The 23,266-nt window shown below is 32.1% G+C and carries 23 protein-coding genes and 1 pseudogene; 7 read left to right on the top strand and 17 right to left on the bottom strand.

Going from position 1 to position 23,266, the window contains the following annotated elements; genetic code table 11:
- Positions 1–125 precede the first annotated feature (125 nt).
- Positions 126–1,166 carry a threonine aldolase family protein gene (locus CPHY_RS11270; protein ID WP_012200201.1) on the top strand — a complete coding sequence of 347 codons (1,041 nt, stop codon included), beginning with the start codon at positions 126–128 and terminating at the stop codon, positions 1,164–1,166.
- A gap of 234 nt (positions 1,167–1,400) precedes the next feature.
- Here CPHY_RS11270 and CPHY_RS11265 read toward each other — a convergent pair whose 3' ends face one another.
- A complete protein-coding gene (locus CPHY_RS11265) occupies positions 1,401–2,057 on the bottom strand; it encodes an ArsR/SmtB family transcription factor (protein WP_012200200.1) in 657 nt (218 codons plus the stop codon).
- A 108-nt stretch (positions 2,058–2,165) separates the two neighbouring features.
- Between CPHY_RS11265 and CPHY_RS11260 the strand changes: the two genes are divergently transcribed.
- On the top strand, positions 2,166–3,287 hold the full coding sequence (locus CPHY_RS11260; RefSeq protein WP_012200199.1) for a cysteine desulfurase family protein: 1,122 nt from the start codon (positions 2,166–2,168) through the stop codon (positions 3,285–3,287).
- A 107-nt stretch (positions 3,288–3,394) separates the two neighbouring features.
- The gene (locus CPHY_RS11255) at positions 3,395–3,727 is read left to right on the top strand and encodes a CGGC domain-containing protein (protein WP_012200198.1); all 333 of its coding nucleotides are present in this window, start codon (positions 3,395–3,397) and stop codon (positions 3,725–3,727) included.
- Positions 3,728–4,709: 982 nt separating this feature from the next.
- Here CPHY_RS11255 and CPHY_RS11250 read toward each other — a convergent pair.
- Both CPHY_RS11250 and CPHY_RS11245 read right to left on the bottom strand, forming a co-directional pair.
- Positions 4,710–6,089 carry a hypothetical protein gene (locus CPHY_RS11250; protein ID WP_012200197.1) on the bottom strand — a complete coding sequence of 460 codons (1,380 nt, stop codon included), beginning with the start codon at positions 6,087–6,089 and terminating at the stop codon, positions 4,710–4,712.
- Between the two features lie 15 nt (positions 6,090–6,104).
- The gene (locus CPHY_RS11245) at positions 6,105–6,680 is read right to left on the bottom strand and encodes a hypothetical protein (protein WP_012200196.1); all 576 of its coding nucleotides are present in this window, start codon (positions 6,678–6,680) and stop codon (positions 6,105–6,107) included.
- Positions 6,681–7,889: 1,209 nt separating this feature from the next.
- Here CPHY_RS11245 and CPHY_RS11235 point away from each other — a divergent pair.
- The 4 genes from CPHY_RS11235 (at position 7,890) to CPHY_RS11220 (ending at position 10,878) form a co-directional block, all read left to right on the top strand.
- Entirely contained in the window at positions 7,890–8,693 is an 804-nt protein-coding gene (locus CPHY_RS11235; RefSeq protein WP_012200195.1) for a DUF6973 domain-containing protein, read from the top strand.
- Between the two features lie 95 nt (positions 8,694–8,788).
- On the top strand, positions 8,789–9,085 hold the full coding sequence (locus CPHY_RS11230) for a hypothetical protein (protein ID WP_157668713.1): 297 nt from the start codon (positions 8,789–8,791) through the stop codon (positions 9,083–9,085).
- A gap of 129 nt (positions 9,086–9,214) precedes the next feature.
- On the top strand, positions 9,215–9,901 hold the full coding sequence (locus CPHY_RS11225) for a helix-turn-helix domain-containing protein (protein WP_012200193.1): 687 nt from the start codon (positions 9,215–9,217) through the stop codon (positions 9,899–9,901).
- A gap of 11 nt (positions 9,902–9,912) precedes the next feature.
- Positions 9,913–10,878 carry an IS3 family transposase gene (locus CPHY_RS11220; RefSeq protein ID WP_041703533.1) on the top strand — a complete coding sequence of 322 codons (966 nt, stop codon included), beginning with the start codon at positions 9,913–9,915 and terminating at the stop codon, positions 10,876–10,878.
- 563 nt (positions 10,879–11,441) lie between these two features.
- On the opposite strand, the pseudogene CPHY_RS22165 reads toward CPHY_RS11220, so the two are convergent.
- The 14 genes and pseudogenes from CPHY_RS22165 to CPHY_RS11155 form a co-directional block, all read right to left on the bottom strand.
- Positions 11,442–11,707 (bottom strand): annotated as a pseudogene (locus tag CPHY_RS22165) (IS110 family transposase); the annotation flags it as partial.
- Between the two features lie 907 nt (positions 11,708–12,614).
- Positions 12,615–13,109: a J domain-containing protein gene (locus CPHY_RS11215; protein WP_012200191.1), complete on the bottom strand. Its 495-nt coding sequence runs from the start codon at positions 13,107–13,109 to the stop codon at positions 12,615–12,617.
- A 9-nt stretch (positions 13,110–13,118) separates the two neighbouring features.
- The gene (locus CPHY_RS11210) at positions 13,119–14,078 is read right to left on the bottom strand and encodes a DUF4037 domain-containing protein (RefSeq protein ID WP_012200190.1); all 960 of its coding nucleotides are present in this window, start codon (positions 14,076–14,078) and stop codon (positions 13,119–13,121) included.
- Positions 14,079–14,515: 437 nt separating this feature from the next.
- A complete protein-coding gene (locus CPHY_RS11205; RefSeq protein ID WP_012200189.1) occupies positions 14,516–15,337 on the bottom strand; it encodes a DUF6615 family protein in 822 nt (273 codons plus the stop codon).
- Between the two features lie 1,311 nt (positions 15,338–16,648).
- Positions 16,649–16,831 (bottom strand): hypothetical protein, encoded by a 183-nt coding sequence (locus CPHY_RS21755; RefSeq protein ID WP_157668712.1) that lies wholly within the window; start codon positions 16,829–16,831, stop codon positions 16,649–16,651.
- Between the two features lie 383 nt (positions 16,832–17,214).
- Positions 17,215–17,700 (bottom strand): GyrI-like domain-containing protein, encoded by a 486-nt coding sequence (locus tag CPHY_RS11195; RefSeq protein ID WP_012200188.1) that lies wholly within the window; start codon positions 17,698–17,700, stop codon positions 17,215–17,217.
- 443 nt (positions 17,701–18,143) lie between these two features.
- Positions 18,144–18,302 carry a hypothetical protein gene (locus CPHY_RS21750; protein ID WP_157668711.1) on the bottom strand — a complete coding sequence of 53 codons (159 nt, stop codon included), beginning with the start codon at positions 18,300–18,302 and terminating at the stop codon, positions 18,144–18,146.
- A 157-nt stretch (positions 18,303–18,459) separates the two neighbouring features.
- A complete protein-coding gene (locus tag CPHY_RS11185; RefSeq protein ID WP_041703527.1) occupies positions 18,460–18,987 on the bottom strand; it encodes a nitroreductase family protein in 528 nt (175 codons plus the stop codon).
- A 487-nt stretch (positions 18,988–19,474) separates the two neighbouring features.
- Positions 19,475–19,951 carry a pyridoxamine 5'-phosphate oxidase family protein gene (locus tag CPHY_RS11180; protein ID WP_012200185.1) on the bottom strand — a complete coding sequence of 159 codons (477 nt, stop codon included), beginning with the start codon at positions 19,949–19,951 and terminating at the stop codon, positions 19,475–19,477.
- Between the two features lie 71 nt (positions 19,952–20,022).
- Complete coding sequence (locus CPHY_RS11175; protein WP_012200184.1) at positions 20,023–20,640, bottom strand: DUF6273 domain-containing protein; 618 nt, start codon at positions 20,638–20,640, stop codon at positions 20,023–20,025.
- Between the two features lie 124 nt (positions 20,641–20,764).
- Entirely contained in the window at positions 20,765–21,064 is a 300-nt protein-coding gene (locus CPHY_RS11170; protein ID WP_012200183.1) for a hypothetical protein, read from the bottom strand.
- Positions 21,065–21,172: 108 nt separating this feature from the next.
- Positions 21,173–21,817 (bottom strand): GNAT family N-acetyltransferase, encoded by a 645-nt coding sequence (locus CPHY_RS11165; protein WP_012200182.1) that lies wholly within the window; start codon positions 21,815–21,817, stop codon positions 21,173–21,175.
- Between the two features lie 178 nt (positions 21,818–21,995).
- Positions 21,996–22,454: a cupin domain-containing protein gene (locus tag CPHY_RS11160; RefSeq protein ID WP_012200181.1), complete on the bottom strand. Its 459-nt coding sequence runs from the start codon at positions 22,452–22,454 to the stop codon at positions 21,996–21,998.
- 19 nt (positions 22,455–22,473) lie between these two features.
- Positions 22,474–23,262 carry a hypothetical protein gene (locus CPHY_RS11155; protein WP_012200180.1) on the bottom strand — a complete coding sequence of 263 codons (789 nt, stop codon included), beginning with the start codon at positions 23,260–23,262 and terminating at the stop codon, positions 22,474–22,476.
- Between the last annotated feature and the right edge of the window lie 4 nt (positions 23,263–23,266).

The raw sequence follows: 23,266 nt of genomic DNA, 5'->3' as shown, positions 1-23,266 counted from the left end.
AACTTTTAATTGTTCCTTCTTATGAAATTTGCTATAATATACGAGAATTAGCCTTAAATAGGTGGAAGAGTAAATAATTGATGAAAAATAATATATATTGCGAATAGGCAAGAATCGAGGTTAACATGATACGTTTTGAATCGGATTACACTGAAGGAGCACATCCTCAAATATTAACTAAACTTGTTTCAACAAATATGGAGCAAACAATAGGGTATGGGGAAGATCCATATTGCGAGCATGCGCGTGAGTTAATTAAAGAAGCATGTGGTAATAATGAGTTAGCAGTACATTTCTTAGTTGGAGGAACGCAAACAAATACCACCGTTATTAGCGCAGTTCTAAGACCATATCAAGGTGTACTTTCTGCTGTAACCGGACATATTAATTGCCACGAAACCGGAGCAATTGAGGCAACAGGACATAAGGTATTACCCCTTGCTAGTGAAGATGGAAAAATCACAGCACAGCAAGTAAGAGATTATTACGATGAACACTGGTCAGACTCCAGCCATGAGCATGTTGTACAGCCTGGTATGGTGTACATTTCACATCCAACAGAAAATGGAACTACGTATCAAAAAGAAGAATTAGTTGAACTTTATAACACTTGTAAAGAGTTAGAGTTACCGCTATTTATCGACGGTGCTAGATTAGGATATGCATTAGCATCTGAAGGCAATGATTTAAGTCTTGAGGATATCGCCGCAAATAGTGATGTATTTTACATTGGTGGAACCAAAGTAGGTGCTTTATTTGGAGAGGCTATTGTAATATCAAATGAATCTATTAAAAAAGATTTTAGATACAATATCAAACTTCGTGGCGGTATGTTGGCAAAGGGACGTCTATTAGGCTTACAGTTTGAAACATTATTTACAGACAATTTGTATCAAGAAATCTCAGAACACGCTGTGACACAAGCGATGAGAATTAGAGATGCATTTGCTAAGAAAGGATACCAGTTCCTTTATGATTCAAGAACGAATCAGCAATTTCCGATTTTACCAGTTAGTTTATTAGACTTCTTAGGAGAGAAGTATTCCTATAGTTTCTGGACAAAAGTTGATGACACTCATAATGCAGTACGTTTCTGCACTAGCTGGGCGACGAAAGAGGAAAATGTAGATGCTTTACTTGCAGATATTGAGGAGTTTCATAAATAGTAAGTTTTAAATAGTCTACAAGTAGGTTTTAAAAAACAATATGTAGGTAGTCTTGTTCAATACTACAGTTAGATATAAAATTGAAAAATGTGATATAGTAAGATGATCTTAAATAAGGTCATAATGTGATAGAAGATTAATAGCCAGGAGAGTGATCATATCAATCTCTTGGCTATTGGTATTTTTGCCTATAAATGTTTGTCAAAATTGTAAAGCTAGAAATTTATCAAATAATTAATCATTATTATAGGAATACCATTCCTGCACACTTTCTTCAAGTCGTACCGCTTTATAACCATACGATCTTAGAAGTTCAACAGCTTCTACTGATAATAAACAGTATCTCCCTCTGCAGTATGCAACAATTTCTTGATCGCTTGGGAGATTAGATATATGCTTTTCTAGATCTTCTATAGGAATTGAATTGGCACCAGGAATATGCATTATTTCATATTCATCTTTCGGTCTTACATCGATTAAGGTTACATTACCATTTTTCATTTTTTCTAGAAGATCTGGCATTTTTATCTGTTCCATATTATCTTTATTTGAATAAATTTCTTCTCTAAGTCTAGTAATCTCTGCGATACGTTTCTCAGCTAGCATTTGCAAAGATAAGATAAAATTAACAACCGTTTTATCAGCTAATTTGTAATAAGAATACAGCCCTTGCTTTTGGTAATCAACAAGCCTTGCTTCTAACAATACCTGTAGATGCTGAGAAGTATTAGCAACACTCATTTCGGTTTCCCGTGCTATAGAATCTACTGTCTTAGAACCTTGAGCTAGGATGTCTAGTATTTCTAATCTTTTCGGGCTTGCTATGGCTTTTCCTATTTTAGCAAGTTGAGTATAAGTATTATCTTTAAACTGACGAGATTCTTGATCCATTTAGATTCCTCCATTCAACTATTCAATTAATCTATTGACTAGTATAACACACGAATGTTATACTGTGAAGTAAATAATAAAAATAAATTCAAGGGAAGGAAAGATAAAATGATTTATTTGGACTATAACGCAACGACACCAATCGATAAAGAAGTAGCAGATGCAATGCTTCCTTATATGTATGATAATTTTGGTAATCCATCAAGTAGTCATGAGTATGGAAAGATAGCGAAACAAGCTGTAGAGCAGGCAAGAACAGAAGTTGCGGATCTTTTACATTGTTTAAAAAACGAAATTATCTTTACCAGCGGTGGTAGTGAAGCGAATAATACAGTAATCAAAGGTGTCGCATATACCTATCGTCATAAAGGCGATCATATAATCACATCAAAAATTGAACATCCCGCTATATTAAATCCATGTGATTATTTAGAAAGGATTGGTTATAAGATTTCTTATCTACCGGTCAAGGAAAATGGGATGGTTGATGTATCGGCTTTAGAACAAATGATTACAGATAGAACAATATTAGTCACCATTATGCACTCTAATAATGAAACCGGAACAATTCAGCCTATCAAAGAAATTGCTCAGATATGTCATGAGCATAATGTATTATTTCATACCGATGCATCACAGTCAGTTGGTAAAGTACCAATTGATGTTTATGATTTAGATATTGATTTTCTAACAATAGCAGGACACAAGTTGTACGCTCCGAAGGGTATTGGTGCACTCTATGTTAACAAAAAATTATCGATTGAGCCTTTGATTCATGGTGCAGGACATGAGCTAGGAAGACGTGCCGGTACAGAAAATGTTATTTTTGACGTAGCTTTGGGGAAAGCATGTCAATTGGCACAAAAAGCGCTACAAAACGATCACCTTAAGGAAATGACTAATTATTTTTACTCCAATTTGAAAGAAATATACGGAGATAAGATTCATCTTAATGGTGATTTAGATAATAGATTACCTAATACATTAAACATTAGCTTCTTAGGTTATAACGGTAATGAGATATTAGAGCTATTAGGTGATGACATTGCTGCATCAACTGGTTCAGCTTGTCATTCAGGGTTAATTTCAATATCACCAGTTTTAAAGGAAATGAATGTTCCTATAGATACTGCTCGTGGAGCTGTCAGATTCAGTCTAGGTAGATTTACTACAAAAGAGGATATCGATACAGTACTTGAGAGATTTAGGAAAATGAATAATAAGTATTAGTTACATGACCAACCCTTAGTAGGAGTGGGAGATTGGGGCAGATATTTATTGACCTACCTTAATATCATTTTGGAATGTTTTGTCGAAAAAGTAATTGGAGGATAAAGATGAAAGTAGGATTGATCCGATGTATGCAGACAGAAGATATGTGCCCTGGAACTACCTGTTTCAAGGTAATAAAGGAAAAGAAAGCAGCTTTTAATGATATTTCAGAAGATATTGAAGTTGTTGGAGTTAATACATGTGGAGGCTGCCCAGGGAAAAAATCAGTAACACGTGCTGCAGATATGGTAAAAAGGGGGGCAGATACCATAGTATTTGCATCATGCATCTTTAAAGGTACTCCAATAGGATTCCCATGTCCGAATGCGCAAGCAATGAAGGATGCCATAAGTAAAAAACTTGGTGATAGTATTCAAATTATTGATTATACCCACTAATCGATTTGGAAGAATAAGAAAAGGGATTACTAATGATAAGTAATTTCTTTTCTTTTTTTTGATTATTCATAATATAATACAATTAGTATCAAAACGAGCATAATATGGTATTTTCTAACTTTAAATTGATTGACAATAATTTAACAATTATTGCGTTAAATCTTTGGTTAAAGTATAGTAACTAGATTTAGTATATTTTAATAAGCATATGAAGAATAATATGGTAAACGATAAAGTAACATAAATAAGCATTAATAAATAAATGAAAGTACAATATGTGTAGATAGATGGGTTGATGAACCTTTGAGGAATAGATAAAATGATAAGTTGATGAATTAAGTAAATGATCAAAAAAGTTGTGATAAATTAATGAAATTAGGGAATGAACGAAACGCTAGATAATTAGGATTTAAGTACCATATGTTAAGAGGTTTAAAGGAATAACTGATAAGGCAATTTTATTAAGGTACATAAGTTATGAAGTTAAAAATAAAGGTTAACTACATGAATAAAAATATTAAAGTTATAAACGTTTTATAGAAATAAAAATATAATTGTTACAGAGTTATATAATGAGGTGAAACAAAACAAGTATTAAAAACAGATAAAGAAACAATAGAAGTACAAAAAAAAGGATGAATTAATAGAATGCTTGGAATAACCAAAAAAAGGGTTAAAAGTAGGTATCTCATTTAAAACACCCCTATTATTACGTTAAACCTGGATTTAGCGCAATAATGGAGATGCTACTATTTGAGTTTTCTTAATCACTAATATGATAGATGTCGATGTCCATTGAAATAAATGTTAGGGACTTTGTGAAGTAAATATTAGGGACTCTTATTATTCATTAATTTTACTCATAATTCATCATAACATATCTCCTCTAGATTTGAAATAAAATCTAGGGAATGCTGATAAATAAAACTAATAATAATATATAAGCCACAGTATAAATTCATACTGTGGCTTATATATTAACCTAATTATCAAAAAATAATTTATATTCAGTTTTTGCTGTATCTATAACTAATAAGAATTCCTTGTTATAATCATTTGAAAAATTCCTTAATGTTATATTTTTTAGTTTATCCATTAATTCATATTTATTATAATTTTCTACTAAGTATTTCATTAGGATTTGCCATTCAAAATATTTATTTTTTAATAAAATAAATGCTATATGAACTAATATACTAAATTTGCAATCTTCATCTATGAACTCTGGTAAGAACATTCTAATTTTATCTAGATAACTTATAATTTCATCATTAGCATTAAATTTGTAAGAATATGCGGTACTTCTATTAATTCGGTATCCATTTTTTAAGTAATGACCATATTCCATATCTCGTTTCCAAAGATAAAAAGTAACTGCATTGAAATCAAAGCATATAATTTCTTTTTCAATAATTTCTGGTTTAATTAATGGTTTAGATGCACATACAAGTATATAATTTTCAGCTTTTTTAAGTTTTGATTTTAATCTTTGAGATTTAGATAAATGACGGTATAATTTTTGAAATGCATATACATATGCGTATTCTATAATATCTTTTTTGGGGGTTAAATTAGGTGTAATTACATTACCAAAATTGATTTCATTCCAATGAATACATTTTTTTATCGTATACTTTGACGGAACTTTAATCGACTTATTAAAAAATAATGATTTCAAAACATTATTTATATCGTTATCTTTTATGCACTGTTGAAAGTTATTTGTTATTATAAATGGAAATATACTAGAGTTATTAAACGGTATTCTTCTATTAGTATATGCTACTACTCTATTCCATTCATTTAATAAAATTTCAAAATTATCATTACTTAGTAAATAGCTTTTACAGTATTTACATTGATATGCGTGAATATTATACTGGAATTCAATTGCATATGGAATCTCCTCATTACATTTTGGACAAGTACTAATGAGTTTTTTATTATGAACCAAACATCTATCAAGAAACGTAAATTGGTGAAATATATAATGGTATCCATATTTCATACATTCAGGACAATGATTTAGTGTTTTCTTAATTACTGTACTACAAATATTATTTGAGCGGATAAACCTATTTTGAAATGATAACAGTGGTTTTAGGAGGTTTTTAATATTTTCCATGCCATAATCTACAATTGATTTATCTCCAATACACCAAGAATTATCTTTAAATTGATAATTCGAAACAATTCCTGTGTGAATATACTTAGCCCTATAATTATCTATTTTTCTTAGTTGTGTAGTGGTTAGCTCTCTCGCTGCATCTAAACCATGTATTTGATTAGCGAACATGAATTTATTGATAATACTCCATGGACTTTCATAAGGATTTACCCAATTAGTGTTCCACGTATACATCACTTGTTTCACTCCTTATATAGCTTTACAGCTTTCAAATAGATTTTCCGCCATAACATAGCCAGAATCTTTAATAGCCTGCATCCATTCATTCTTTGTTGGGAAATATACACCTTTCCCATCACAACCAAATCTTCTAAAGCAATTCTCTATTGTGCTTGTTATATACTGCATAGGTATTTCAAGTGTATTAGAACCTAATGCCTCACCAAAATAGGATAATAAATCCTCAGCTAATGAATATAATTTATGTCCTTCATTAAAGGCTTCTGGAAAGAAATATTGAGTAAAGCTCCAACCTGTGTTTTCAGGATACTCTGAAAAGTCATAACTAGCCATACATATTTGAAGATCTTTCAATGATTTTATACCTCTAAATTGGTATTCTCTTACCATGAATCTTTCAACAATCTGTTGCTTATTCATTTGCATAAGCATTGTCTTTACGCTAACTAGTTCCTTTGTTCCAACTAAAAGAACTGTCATACGTACTTGAGCTCGATCTAACCTGTTATAGATATCAATTAAGTAGTTATAATCATTCATACCCATAAAATTAGCTTCGTCAATAAATAATATTATTTGCTCCATAGAACTTAACTTTCCCTCAGATATCAAATGATTAACTAAATTAGTCTTTAAATCTGAAGCAGGCCGGCTAGATTTCTAATAATTCAGCTTCCAGGAATGTAGAATAAGTAATTAAAGTATTAGCGAAGCTAAACTAAACGAATTATAGAAAACAAAAGGTATTCTCTTAGAAGTAATGCAATCATACAGTTAATAAAAGATACGGGAATGCGAATTGTTGAATGGGTCTCACTAAATAGAAGTAATATCAATTATGGTATGGGTGTCATAAAGTTTATTCATAAAAGGCAAGGGAACCTTATCTGGTAGCTAATTATATTTACTATATATATACTCATAGAATTACATAGTGGATCGGCTATAATTTCTGGACTAATTTTCTTTACATATTACTAAACCAGCCAAGTATATCATCATAAGTGTAAAACAATTCCTTATGTAATAGTACTTTCTCCATAATTTCTGCATATGTTTTCGATATACCAGTTTTGTTCCGTCTTTTACTCCTGGCAGAACAACTTTAGTTACATCTGATATGTTTACTAAAGACTGTGTAATTACTTTTGTGACTGTATCATTCAATACATCGAGGGAACCTTTTGAAAAACGCCAATGTTGCCCACATATATCACTATTATAAATTTCAGACATATAGAAAATGGTACTGTAAATATGTCTTTTATTATCCATAAAACAAACAGAATAACAACCGTAAAAACAGTTCCAATTAACAATAGGTATTTGTTTGTCTCTAGTGGTCCTGCAAGAGTGATTTGAAATGCTCTACCGTCATATACTTCCAAATAGTTAAACGCTATACCGGCTGAATTATTTAGTATTTTTGGTATCGTTCTTTCGTTACTCGAAACGCTTTGATACCATTTATATCTTCCACGCATTCATCTTCTTTACATTTCGCATTTTTCAGAACGATGAATGTCCTACAGTTATACTTTTTTGCAATAATTGAAGTAAAAGTTAGGTGGCAAAATGTGCATAAAAAAAGAAAGCCAGTAAATACAAAGTATGAGCCAAATTGAGTATCGACGTGAACTTAATGTTAATTTAGTGCAAGAAAATGTCTGCACCTCCTAGTGTTACAAAAAAGCATGACCACAACAATTTGACAATTTAGGAAAAACTGGTAATATACATATAATATGTTGAATTAATTACATATTATATTAAAATGAGGAGGTATAATTAATTATGTCAAAAAGAAAACTATTAACAAAAGGAGTCGTTTTAGGTTTGTTGTGTGCTATGAATCTAGCGTGTATTGAACCAAATAATGCTATGGCTTCTTCAGCACCAAGTAACACTACTTATGAGGAATACACATCAATGGACATGGCTTCTGCTGAAGCGTTTTTAAGAGAAGACCTCGATCAAAAAACTACAGATATGATACTTAGTAATCTTAGTATTGCTGAGGTTAAATTTATTCAGGATGTTGAAACAATAAAAGAAAAGAATAAAGATAAATCTGTTGACGAAATTGTTAATTTAATTGATTGGGACAACTTCGCACGCACTCAACCGAAAATATATGGTTTTTCCTCAGGTTCTCTTGTTGACGAATTTAATAACTTAACTCCAACAGAGAAAACACTAGTTGTTTTATATCCAAAGGAAGCATTAATAGTGAAATCCTGTGCAGAAGAAACAGATACATGGACGAATAAATATTTTAGAGGGTGGAAAGATGGGGATAAAGGAAATGCTTATCGTCATGCATTCTGGAATGCACGCATGAAACTCGTCTTCAATAGCGGAGCAAATGCAAAAATATGGGCGGATGCACACGAAGCTTGGCCTGACAGTGAATTAGATGGAAAGTCATGGAATGGTTTTACAGCCTATCAGCATAGAGATATGGATTATCATAATAACGAACAAGGTCGCGACTGTATTGAGTGGTATGAACTTGATCCATTCATATCTAATTCCACGGTTCATGATCGTATCATGGCTAAAATTAATAATAATGAAATGATGATTCTTGTCAAATGAGGAAAAAATGTTTGCTTGTTCTGATACCACTTATTGTACTTTTAATATGTATTTTTGTATACAAATTTAATTCGAATAATCATCAGAAAAAGACAATGATATTATCGTTGTGTCAGGAAATTAAAAATGATGGTTATAATGTAGATTTAATGGATTATCAAAAATCTAGAAGTGAAGACTTGCCTTATAAAGAAACTCCGAATATTCTCATTGTAAATGAAGAAGAATGGTTTGTATTCATTTACTCTAGTTCTAGAGAAGCAGAAAAAGCTTATAATCTTACAAAAAGTCCTTTTCTTGAACACTGTTATCTAAAAGAACAGTACATAATTTACTATATAGGTGAAAATAGTGAAACAAAAGAGTACATTAAGAGTATCATACAAAAATAAAGTATTATGTAGCATATACTTTAAAATATCATTTTTATAAAGAAACAAAGGAAGATGCTACTGCTACTGATATGATCCCTCTAAAGTAGACATGGTAAATAACCAAAACTACTTTGGAGGGATTTTATTATGTCTAAATCACCTTCTTCACCAGCTCAAAAATTAAAGGCTGTTGAAGATTATTTAACTGGATCAAAGAACCTACAAGAGATATGTACAGAACTGAAAATTGCTAGTAAAGAAACTGTACGTAAATGGGTTCTATTATTTCAAAATCAAGGAGCAGAAGCGTTTATTTCAACTAGCGGGAATAAAAGTTATACAAAAGAATTTAAAACCATGGTTGTCGAGGAATATATTGCTGGAAATGGCTCGCTCCCAGAACTCATGGCTAAATATAATATTTGTGCGGTTTCTTCTTTAGCAAGATGGATTTCAGTGTATAATAGCGATATGGAACTAAAGGATTATAATCCGAAACAGGAGGTCTATATGGCTGAAGCAAGAAGAAAAGTAACAATTGAAGAACGTAAGGAAATCGTTGCATACTGTATCGAACATGGATGTGATTATAAGAATACTGCTGAACAATATGATGTTTCTTATAGTCAAGTCTATAGCTGGGTTCGCAAATACAATGCTAGTGGTGAAGAGGGCTTGGCAGATAAACGTGGTCATCACAAATCTGATGAAGAAGTTGATGAGCTAGAGAAACTTCGGAGGGAAAACAAACGTCTGAAACGCCAGCTTGAAGAAAGAGATATGATTGTAGAACTGTTAAAAAAAGTGAAGGAATTCGAAAGGAGGCGATTCTAGCCAAGGGAAAAATGGAGCCTAAATATCTTACTATTCAGTTTTTCAAAACAGAAAAAGATTGGGATATAAGCTGGATGTGTCAGCAATTAAATGTTTCACGTACAGGATACTATAAGTGGTTGAATCGTGAACAGCCAAAAGAAGAGATTGAAAACGAAAAGATAGCTCTATGGATCAGGGAATACGATGAAAAGTTCAAACATACTTTAGGCTATCGTAGAATGCGTAATTACATTAACCGAGATAAAAACAAGCATTATAGTAAAGGTAGAATACAACGTATTATGCGTGTATATGGCATCAAATCTGTAATTAGAAAGCAGCGAAAACCGTATCGTTATTCAACACCAGAAACAACTGCTGAAAATATTTTACATAGGGAATTTGAGGCTTCAAAACCTAATGAGAAATGGGGAACAGATGTTACAGAATTCAAAGTGCCTATGAGTAATAGGAAAGTATATTTAAGTGCCATTCTAGATTTTTATGATAAGTCAGTAGTGTCATATGTACTAAGCAACCACAATGATAACAAGCTTGTTTTTGATACATATGACTTAGCACTTAAATCTAATCCAGATGTCACACCCCTCTTTCATAGTGATAGAGGATTTCAATATACAAACAAAGTTTTTCAGAAGAAACTTTTGAATCAAGGAATGACTCAATCTATGTCTCGTGTTAGTTGCTGTATTGATAATGGTCCAACAGAAGGTCTTTGGGGAATTATCAAATCTGAAATGTATTATATATCAGATTTCGCTGATGAAAACGAACTTTGTCAGGCAATCGCTGAATATATAGAATACTATAACAATGGACGATATCAGGAACGCTTTAGTAACTTAGCACCAATGGAAGTTCGGAAGGCGGCTATCAACTCAGAGTTTCCAGTTAAATATCCAATACCAGAAAACAAAAGAATTCTTGCTTATAAAGCAGAATTAGAAGCAAAGAAAAAGGAACGAATCGCATAAGAAATGCGACCACAAATGTGATCGCATTATCTAATACATTTTTAATTATTTTACTTGTCTACTTGACAGGGGTCAGTTCATACTGCATCTTCCTTTACTTTTATTTTCTTAGAAGGTAAGCGATTAATTATCCTGTACTGAATATCTAAAAATAGGTATAACTTTAAAAGCATCCTCTTTGTTTGCTATATAAAGGCTATAAATTCTCTGTTTATCTATGATGGTGAACCTTCCGTGTCTAAAGGGATCGTGTCCCAACTTCCTTCGTCCCACCTGTTCATACACTGAGTGCTAGTAAAGCTTTCTAACAGGGTCATGCCCTACGGAGAGAACTACCGCCATCTACAGCTCTTGTTTGTATTTGATTTTACTGACCTACTTGATCCACAAGTACTGATATTCAGTGGACGCTTTACCGTGTATCTCTCTGTTAGTCTTGTTGGTAATGTAGTACTTTTAATACTCCATCGTTATCGGGTTTCTTTCCAGAACCCTGGTAGATTTCAGATTGCTCTGGAACCCAGCAAGGGTCTGGATTCATTATGCTGTCTTATCTTGTATTACTAAGCTGCCTGTGCTTCCTTTTTCATTGGGTGCTTTATGTCTATTAGCATTTTTTTCGAATCATATGCTGCCCCTTGGTCAAGATGGTATAAATGACTCGGAGCAGTTTGCATGTAATAACAATCAATGACTGCATCTTTTTTAGTGGATTGTCTGGTCTCGTCGTGTAGTAGACATGAAGTTCTTTAAACTCCTCTGAATGTACCACTGCCGACTTGGCTCCCTGGAATAACCAATATCTTAGCCGTTTGCGTCCTCCATGGCTGAATAATTTTAGTTTTTCTGATTCTTTGATAATCCAATCAATGTTGGATTGAATATATGTGTATACAAGTCTTATTACAAGTTTACGTGGAACGTTAACAGCTACAAATTTAGAGCATATCTTTTATTAATGTTGGCATTTCATCATGCCATTCTTGTTTAAAATCCCAGCATTACCCTCTTTTCCTTGCTCTATAAAAGATTTAACAAGTTGCCTTGTTGAGCTATATTGTAATTTGGACATATATTCACTCTCCAACTCATTACAGAATACACCATATTATTCCATAAAACAATAACATTGAGATCCTCCTTATACAAATAATAAAAATTGAAATATCCCTTCGAACTTCTCATTTTTTATATTAGCACCATATTGCTATATATATCTATATTATATCATATTAACCATGATAAGCAGATGAAATGAAAATATATAGATAAACTATATTCCCTAACATTTACTTCATTTAAACACATATTACCTAATATTTACTTCAAAAAACAGGATTCCCCAACTTATCCTTCAAATATAATTGTAGGATAAGTTGGGGACTAAAAATGCGCATAAAAAGAAAGCCTTCAAAATCAAGGCTTTCAGGAGATAGTTTAGTATGGTTATTCCCTAACATTTATTTCACTGGACATAGATGTCGAGGGACACAAATTTGGTAACATCAAGGACACAAAACCGGTAAAATGATATATCACCGCTATTTATGGTTCAGTATCCAAATAAAAAAGTGACACAAAAGTGGTTACAAGTTGTAATTATATATACATGCTGAGTAAATAATATATTTTCAGTTGCTGTATTCATATTATTAACGGACATAAAAGTGGTAAATAGTCGTAACACGGACACAAAAGTGGTTATATGTAGCCGAATTGCTTCAATAATATATTTCTCAATTTTTAAAATTCTTATATTTCTCCATTATTTCTATGAACTTAGCACTATCTCCGCCATTATCGGGATGAAATGTTTTAGCAAGCTCTCGAAACTTCCTTTTTATTTCAGCATTATCTGCATATATCGAAAGTCCCAATTGCGTAAGGAGTTCAATATCAATTTTTGAATAATCTGATAATTCACTTTCTTTGTAGAAATAATATACATAATAAAAATACTCGGAAATGACATCCTTAAATTCATCTTTCGTCATTTCCGATAGCTCCATGATGGAATATTTCAAATCTTTTGAAGTTCCACTTTTTAAGTCAAAGAATTTATTCCATACAAGTTCTGCATTTTCAAATTCTCTTAAAGATTTTTTACTGTTTTTCTGTAAATCAAAGTTTATGGAGCGTATTTTCATCTCAAGTTTTTTAAGCTCTCTTAACTTTCGCTTAATTTCATCATATTTACTATTATCTTGGGGCACTTTTCCACCACCTCTCATTTAGAGAGTTTACCCCCACAGACTCCAAACCCAAAATTGCTCTGGCGAATAACCACTATCTACAGCATTCTTTTCCTTTTCTGTAATGAAATTCCGCCAGTCAGGTGTATTCCAAGCAGAAAGCCGCTCCGCCCAAATCAGTTCCTTCTCAAGGTCATCGCTATATACATCGATTTCAGGAATAAGATTATTATTTTTTATATAGTTTCTATAAAAATCAATAATAGATTTTATTATTTCAACTCTTTCATTCCAACTACTTGTAGATAATAACTTATCTATTTTGGTACTAAGTTCTGTTCTAGAAATGGATAAATTTCTAAATGCCCAATCTAGGTGTGTACGCCATGGATAATATTCATGTGAAACCAAAAAAGCAATGTGGTAAATTCTCTCTATCATTATGCCAAACAATATATAAGCTTCCGGTATTTGATTTCGCTGAACATTCTTATTTAATTCAAAAAATTCTTCAATGGACAGCTCTTTTAAATTGGTTATTAATAATTTTTTCCAAAGCTGCTCTGGATATTTTGTTACCTCAGTTTTTTCCCGTAAATGTTTTAATGTTCCTTTGGAATTTAAAATTATAGTATTTTTTTGCATTGTAAATAAAGTTTCAAAAGATACATTTTCCCAAGGTAAATTATCATTATTAGATAGGAATTTCTTAGCATTACCGTCTAATAGCCAAGAAACCGGATGGACACAAATAATCGAGCCTTCTCTCTTCCACTTATTCGTTTTAGCTAGACAATCATTTAATAACAATTGTAATTGCTTCCCTTGGTTTTTCCATATTAAATCATCTAAATATATAGATGCTTCAATATCAGAAATCTCATCATCAATTCCTAATCCAACGGAGCCTAATATCATTATATCCAGATCTGACATAATATTCGGATAATTTGTTTGAATTAGTGGTATGATTATTTTTTCAAAATAATTGATTGCATTTTTTGACATTCTTACTCTCCCCTCATATACCTTATAAAGCTTGTAAAAAATTACACTTATGATTATCTAATTATATACCATATATATCCATAAATCTATATAAAATAAATACAGCATAAAGCTCAAAATGTAGAGGGTTCAATTTAATAGTCTACTTCATATATGTTATAATAATTATCACTTAGTGAAATAACATAGTCTGGTACACTATACAATGTAATTTTACTATAATCAAACGATAATTCTACATCACCCTTCAATATAGTAAAAATATAGTTATACAATTTCTTGAATAAATGTTTAAATATGAAAAAGGGTATGTATTTGTCTGTAACGCCTTTAGAATTAACATAATTATCAATATCGAAAATAGAAAAAGGACACCTATTAAATTATGTGGTATAATTATTTTCTTTGTAATTTAATGGATGTGGTAATTAATTACATTAATAGTCAAATGTTTTTTTTGTAAAATCAAATACAACAATACCATTAAGGTTTTGTATTTGACTGCTGAATTCTTTTTGATACCAATCAGGCAATGATACTCCTTGTCCATTAGGTTTCATAGGTGGCAATGCGCTAATATAGCTTGGTACCTCGTCTTGCTTATAGCGGTAAATGGAATTTTCGTCTATTAATTTCGTATTAAAATCTTCGATTTTATTTACTAAGTAGTTAGTAAGAAAATTTTCAAAATCATGTGAGTCTTCACTATTGCATAATGGGCAATCTTCTAAGCATGATAAACCAATACAATTGTTAAGAAGTGATTCTGTATGTGTAGCATTAACTAATCTCGAATTTATTTTAATTTTCGATCCATAGGCATCAAATAATTTCTTTATATCATATGCACTTGCAAGAAAAGCACCTTCATCAATCTTTGGAGCACCACATTTTGTCTGGTAGTTTTCATTTGTATAAAAAGTATAAATTGGATAAAGATTTTTGGTTTTTGCTTCATTCAACAAATTAACTATTTGATCACCATTATGTTGATTTAATCCACTATAATTTTCAGAAGGTGTTTTTTTAGTTTTTTTCGCTTGAACTAAAAACAAATATATGTAAGGATTAGTTTTAATACACCATAGCCAATCGGCACCATTACAGGCTTCTTGTGTTTTATTAAATAAATAATAGTGAAAGTTTTTTTTATATTTTGAGATATACCGAAGCATCCAATCTGTTAAAGATTCTTCTTGTACAGGCTGATCCGTAATCCACGATTTTATTTCTTGACTTGCTTCATAAAGTGTCCCCATGATAAATTCTCCTATAAATTATTTCTTATTTACATTAGTACATCATCGTAATAATTTACGATTACCGAACTTCCCATTATTACCACAATCAAAGTAATCATTCCGTTTCCGAATAATGATTTTATATAAATTCATTGACATCTTGTTAAAGCTAAACATCCTTATATTTATAGCCTAATCTCACAAGATCTAAAGTTCCTTTCCAATCGTTAATATTTACAGGATTGTTGGCTTTTTTAACTCCTGTTAAAGAGTAACAATATATTGGTAGAATTCTAAAGCAAAAGATATTAATGTTTCCATGTCACTTCTATTAAGCGGAAAGTTCGAAATAATTCCTTCATTATTGTAAAGTGATTTTTCATCATTATGTGCATATATTTTATTTCGTTGTTTTAGTAGATTATTGTTTTTAGGGACTATCCTTTCATACTTCCATTTAAAAAAATCGAAATATTTTCAAGAGTCATCTCAGCGTTTATATGCGAATCGGTCACATCAAACAACTCATTAAATGGCTTTTGGTTTTCTATGTCCTTTTAAAAGAACTCCTCTTCTTCAGGCAATACAATATGTATATATGGAAATTTCTTAATTATTTCTTGCCTTATCTATATTCTCTATATCAATTTTTAAATCAATACAATGAATTTGTCTATTTTCATCCCGAGCAGAAAAGATTACTGTATAATTTTTATCTTGCCTGTCAAGACAAATGACACCCCATAGATTTTTTGATTCATTCATTTACCATTCAATTTCTTCATTAAAAAATTCTGCTAGATTGCTTCTTGTAAAAAACACATACAAATCATACTGGTTTTTGATATTGATCGCAACTATTATCCTCCTTACAGTATTAATGCTAAGTCATCATTTGGTTCTCATTATAGTTATGATGAGTTTTATATCTACGTACAATATGACACTCATTACCATTTTACACCACTTAATTCTATAATTCAACAATCCGAAACTAAACCACTACCACTACTAGATTACTAGTTTAACGAGTTTTATTCCTCGGTTGTCCAAAACAAATATAGCTAACTATAATACATTCTACATTTACTAACTTTTTCTTCAAAACCTACGACATTTACTAAGATTTTGTTCAATAAACGACATTTACTAAGATTTTCTTCGCAAAAAATGAAGCAAATCTTAGTAAATAAAATAGAACAAAAATAAAGAAAGCTTGTAAAATCAAGATTTCCGAGACTTTTAGGGTATCCATTTATTTACTAACTTTTACTTCACTGGACAACAATCCAGATTTCATGCTACTTATCATATTATCTACAACTTATATTATCTACAACACTCTGCTTTTTTCAAACTGTAAGAGACATCTTCAAAACTAGTTTCTTCATCATTTGTTAAGATAATAAATGTAACATGTGATTCTCCTTCGATACCAGAAACTTCAATTTTAAACTTGTAGATGTTCTTTATACGTATATGTCCCGTCGTCGTTAGTTGTGTAGTCAACATCTAACTCTTCATATGTGGATTCTGTTCCGATGGTAGATTTCTCATGTGAAGAAGATCCACAACCGTATAAAGTACACATGCCGATGAGTCCAAGCATGAAGGCAATATAAATTTTGGTTTTCATAATATCAGTCTCCATTTAAATTAAAATTTATTGTGGAATATAAGCATCTGCTGTTGTTGCTCCATAAGTGATTGCTCACTTATTGCAACGCCCCCTTTTTATTAATTCATATATTAATAATTTTTATTCTGATATGTTTTTAACCAGGTATTATTAACAGATTAGACCAAGTTGTACCATCCTCAAACCATACCTTTTTTACACATATTCTTGCCTTTTTTGTCCTATCATCAGCCCATCAAGTACCACTTGTTTCCATCTATAGAATTGGAAACAAGCAATACATCTCAGGATGCTCCAGTTCTACCGTTTGCTTTGGATAAGCTTCCACCGTAAATTCATTACTTAGCTTAATCTTTTCATTCTTTGCCCATTTCTTAGCTTCTTTTTGTCTTGTCATTAACTTAGCATCCACTAGATCCTCATGATTTTCTCCATTAAACTCTACCTTGACATACTTTCCCGCTGGAATTTTAAAACTCTTGAATCCAGCCTCCGCCTCTTGGATTTCAGTTACTTCAACGCCAACTATATAGTCAGGCACTTTATTCAGACAAACTGCATATTCAGTCTCTTTGTCCGCACGATTAGGGGTATTATTCTTCATATCCTCCGTGTACTTGTCCCACATCATTCCAAGACTATCAAAATTAATCGGCAATCCAGAACTCTGTAAATTCAACCCGTACACTATAATATCTCCCCCAACTGTTATAACCTCGATATTACACTTTTCATTATACATTTACAAATCCCCCTTCTAAATAACATGATATATTCTCGAAGTTCATCAGCTGCCACACTCATTCTTATGTTTTTATTATACCCGGTTAGTGAAATTTCCATATAGAACGAAAAAACTCTTAGAAAATTGTAGTTCGAGCAACATCCAATCTTTGCTATTTCATCAAAATAAATTGTTTCAATCAAATGCTCCTCAATATAGTCAAGAATCATTTCCATCCGCTTAATCCATCCACAATTATCTCACTCCTCCATAATCAAACATTCATTATGTAATGTCCGAAATATAATTTGATTATAATGCATATTTTGCAACCATTTATAATTATTTCTGCCAAATATTATCAAATTAATAAAGGATTAGCCCAAAAACAACTAATAAACATGATTTGTACTTGTTTAGCTTCTTTGTAGCATGCTCATAGTTGCACCAATATACAATTGTTATTTTTCTTTTCTATAATTAATACCCAAAACAACATTGGCACAGCCTAAAATAGTCCATACTGTACTATTTTCAATAATTCCAACAATAAACATTAGAATTGCTGCAACAAAATATAATTCCTTTGTATGATTTTTCAAGAAGTCCATAATTTTCAAATTTTCTTATCTCCTCTAGTTAATATGTATTGTATATTTTCTAGTTCAACTTACCATCTAAAGGCCATTTAATCCGATAAAGCGGAGTGTAGTTTCAGTAAGGGATATTTGGTTTCTTCGTTGTACGCTCAAATACTACGTAAATTGAAAAACTATATTATCTTTTCTTATAGCTATTATACGTTATCATCTCAATCATTTTCTTTGTTTTAAAATGTTCAGCAGCAGGACTTGTTCCCTCTAATGGGTATCCCATAACTAATACAGCTACTGGTTCTAAATTATCAGGAAATTCAAATTCTACTTTAATAGCCTCAGGTATAAAATACATCACCCATGTTGAGCCAATACCTAATTCTGTTGCTTCTAACATCATATGAGTAGCGACTATACTTGCGTCTATTTCACCGCTTGTTTTTCCATCATAAGACCTTTTCCAACATTGTTCTCTATCATAGCTAATTACAAATGCTAATGGAGCATTAAAATGACATTCTGTACACTTTTTGAAGTTTTCAATTCCTTCTTTCGTGTTAATTACAAGAATTTTTTGCGGTTGTCTATTGCAAGCTGTTGGTGCAATAGAGCCTGCTTCTAATATTTTATCAATATATTCTAGGGAAATAGACACCTCTTTAAATTTACGGACAGAAAATCTCTCTTTTGCTAATTCTAAAAAATCCATCATCATCACTCCATTCAGCTAAACTATTATTTTTATAGATTATCATCATCCACTATTGCTAATATTAGAACATTATGAAATTCTTTTCCAAAAGGATATAGTTTTTAATATCCCTCTTCAGTAAATTTTTGCTGTCGATATATGTATAACTTTTCTGCAAAAATCATTGTTGAAGTTGATGCTCTTAATGAAATAACGGTTCGTAACGAATCATTTGTAATTGCATTCGCATAATATTGTGTAAGAAGTTTACAGTAAATTATTCTTATTATCTACTTTTTATTTGGTTTTCTTTTAATACGTAATATCTTCTGAATATCTTCAAGTAGTGAATTGACCGGTTCAAAAGACATCCATTTTCCGTCATGATATGTTGTTGTTAAGTTCTTGATTTGTTGGAAAAACTTCTTGCATAATAACTCCTCCACTAATAAAAGTATAGTTGAATATGTATCCGTGCAATGACTTATTTGGGAATAAATGCTTGTTACATCGCTGTTTTATTGATAAAATCAATATCATACTGCCATTCACCGTATTTTCTTTCGTTGTCAGTAATAGTACCCTCTGTAAGGGTGATACGCAGAACGATTGAGTTCGGATTGTCTTCGTCGCCAACTTCATCGAACCAGTCGAAGATTTTTTTAAATTTCGCTCTGATTTCCACATTCTTCTCGTCCTTAACCCAACCGAGATTTTCAGCCGTGCCCTGGAAAGCGTACCAATCTAACCCACCGACGGAAACCTCGTTGTTTTTCTCAATTTGCAGCATTTTATTTTTCTTTGCATCCGTTGAAACATAAAATACGCCGTCTTCATAATAAGCGCAAACCATACGGACAGCAGGGCGAGGATTACCGGCAGCGTTCGGGGATAGTGATATTGTTGCAAGGGCAATAACTTCTTCTTTACCATTTCCGCAACGTTCCTCCATAAGTTTCATCGCGTTTTCGTATTTACTCATATTAATTCTCCTTTAAAATATATTTAATTAATGTTGTAACTTAGTCAAACCACTTGAAACGTAGCTAAAAATTACAATTCCAGCTTTAGCCACAAAGCGGGACGGACACCGCCTGTACATTTTCCATCGCTGATGTTGCCTTTCAATATATTGTTACCTTGGATACCTATATTACCGTCAGTCCCGAAGATGTACACGGCTTTTACATTAACGCGGCCGGGTGACCGAAGCCACCACCACCAACCCCATTCTTTACCCTGAAGTCTTGCTATTCGCTTACTGTTGTTTTCATCTTTTCTTTCAAACCAATATCTTTGATTTTTTCCTCGGTTTTGCAGTTTTGAACTGCTATCACCGAAATATTTACACACTTCCTCAATGCTTAATAAAAATATACTGTCATTTGTATCTGCTCCGCCTTTTGAACCATACCACTGATTGTCAAAATTTTTATTTATTACCGGAATTATTCTTGATTTATCAGTTGCGTTGAATTTGTCATAAAATTCACCGTTCAGATATTTTCTTAACGAGCAGTCAGCCCATGTTATATCTTTATAAGCGTCATGGTAAGCACGCTGTTCTATAATATACTCGGTTATAATCAAAGCCGCATTGTTTTTTATGTCAAGAATGCGCCAGTTATAACCACTGAATGGTATTACCCCGCCGATATTAAATTCTTCCATTCACCTTCTCCTTCTCCTTAATAGAGGATAACTTCTTTCCACTTGATGTTGGCTTAATAAGAGGAAAGTTGACTGACAAATTGTAAATTGTCAGCTTAGTGTTATGCTCATTGCACGAAGTTATTTAAGACTGTCTGCTGTGAAAAATAAGCTCTTTTCCGTTCTCCTTTGCATATAAAATTTCATCAGTAACCGATGTGCCAATATAACCATCAATATCAACAATATAAATGGCATCGCAAATATCTATTTTCCTATAATGTGCTGCAACAAGACGCTTTTGTGCCTCGTCAGTTATAGGCTCATTCTGCTCATTATAGATGCATTGAAGTACATTAAACCCTTTTTCAACCTCCAGTCTCCAAGCAATCTGTTTCATTTTCTCTGCAAATTTCATACTACCACAAATTGTTATAGACTTCATTTTGTTCACCTCATCAAATATAAGTAATCCTCATTTTCAACTTCCTATTTATATTAATCAACTTAAATTGGAAGTTGTCAGCTTCATATAATGCCTATTTTGAACAGACTACTTTAACTGCTTCCTCATGACAAGCCCTTGTTCAGTCTCTAAAGACACATGAAACCCATTTTTATTATACATCTCAAAATGACCGCCAAAATCTGATGATTGATAACTAGATTCTTTGTAAGGGTATACCTCCACAAAGTCAAATCCATCTTGGACCGCATCCTTACACACACGCTCCAATAGTAGCGTGGCAATGCCTTTTCTTTTCATCTCCGGTGCAATCACGAAACAGAATATGGATTTCACCTTTATACCTGAGGTAGATGCCTCTAAAGGAACATAATCCATAAATCTTCGCCAACTAGCACATTTCAAACAATCTGATTTCGTATTGGCGTTACACCATCCAACGACCACATCGCCACTATAAGCAAGATAACCTTGAATATTATTGCTTTTAACATATTGTAGGGCACTTCTTCTTCTTTTCTCTACTGTTGAAAAATCTTTGCCCTCATAATCATCGTTACACCAACATACACAATAGCATTTATGTTCATCCACATTGTCATCGTGTGGTGTAGTATCAAAAAAATGTACGTAATCTTCTGCAAGACTTGGTGTCAACTTGCGTATCTCAATAGTCTCATTATTTTGAAGTTTAATAATTTTTTGGACTAATTCACCATCTTTATGATTCATCTTAAACCTCCTAAACACAGTTATGTAAATAATCTTTGATTATAAACAGCTCGATAAATTCAAAATTGTCTATTTCTTTCTTTTGTATGTCATTAAAATCCAGATTTGTTGATTTCAAAACCTGGTGCAATACGCTGACCCAGTATAGCAGCAGGGCACATACTGTATACTTTTCAATTCATTTATTTGGTTCAGAATCCCATGTACTTAATTTACTATTCACATTAAAAACAAGGTTTTCATCACTAAAATAATATATCTCTTCATCAGGATAATACGCTATGTCGCCCTCCTCTTTGGTACCGACATCAAGTATCTCTAGGACTTCCTCTCCAGTATTGATAAATTGGTGCGCTATTCCTTTCCCGGCTGGCTTAGAAACAAAATCCCCTTTCTTTACTAAATATTCTTTTCCATCTATTCTTAAAGTCCCATACCCGCTAAGAATTATGAAAAATTCTTCTTGCTTTGTATGACTGTGATATTTAGCACTCTTAGCCCCTGGTGATATTCTATCTATATTGACATAAAGTTTATCGCTTCCCGCTAATTTACCTAAATAAGATGTATTAGCTTTTCCTAAAAAATCCATGGTGTATTCATTAGGAATATTATCCATGTTAAATATATTAACCATACTTTAAAAGCTCCTCCTTCTATAAACATTCTTTTTCAATTATTATACCAAACATATGTTTGTATATCAATACAAATAGTTTATATAGAGCTACCCATGCAATCTCAGATGCCTTTTTCTTATATATCTCAAATTTCCTCTTACCAACCAGTTGCCTTTCAAGTCTTTGAAAAATATCGTTGTGTATCTTCTGTTTTTTGTCCATACAGACGCAAATGATTGTGTCACTCCCACACACTGCTGATAAGGCATTCATCATTTGATTGATACCTCCACTACCCTCTTCCCATTCAACCATATTACCATAAGGAACATCGGTAATAATTATATCAGGGGTGAATGGCAAGTCACAAACCTCAAGAACATTTCCTTTGAATAAATAAGTTTTTATTTCTCTGGTCAATAATTCTTCTATCCTGTCAATGCTATGTAATGCATCTATGTGGGAAGCTTTCTTATATGTTTGGTAAAGAGCTTTTAATTCATCTCTTCGCTTATTGATTCCGGACTTCGTTAAAAGGCCAAGATTATCATTCGCCAATTGTATACTTTCTGAATTTATATCACTACCATAAAGATTTGCTATGGTATTACTTTTCAATAATCCTAATATTGAAAGCATATAGGCCCCACCACAGCAACAATCGTAAAGGGAAATCTCTGCCTTTTTAATGGAATATTGTAAACATCGTTCATATATTTCTAGAGCTAGCCTTACCGGAAATGTAGGTTCACCACCTACATGATATAAAACCCTTCCACTGGCGAAATCTTCATAATTATCATTTTTTGTATACTTATATTCCATTATA

This window comes from Lachnoclostridium phytofermentans ISDg, from assembly GCF_000018685.1.
In the GTDB taxonomy this organism is placed as follows: Bacteria; Bacillota; Clostridia; order Lachnospirales; family Lachnospiraceae; genus Lachnoclostridium; species Lachnoclostridium phytofermentans.
Note: the sequence above shows the minus strand (reverse complement) of the source record. Positions and strands in the feature narration are given on the sequence as shown.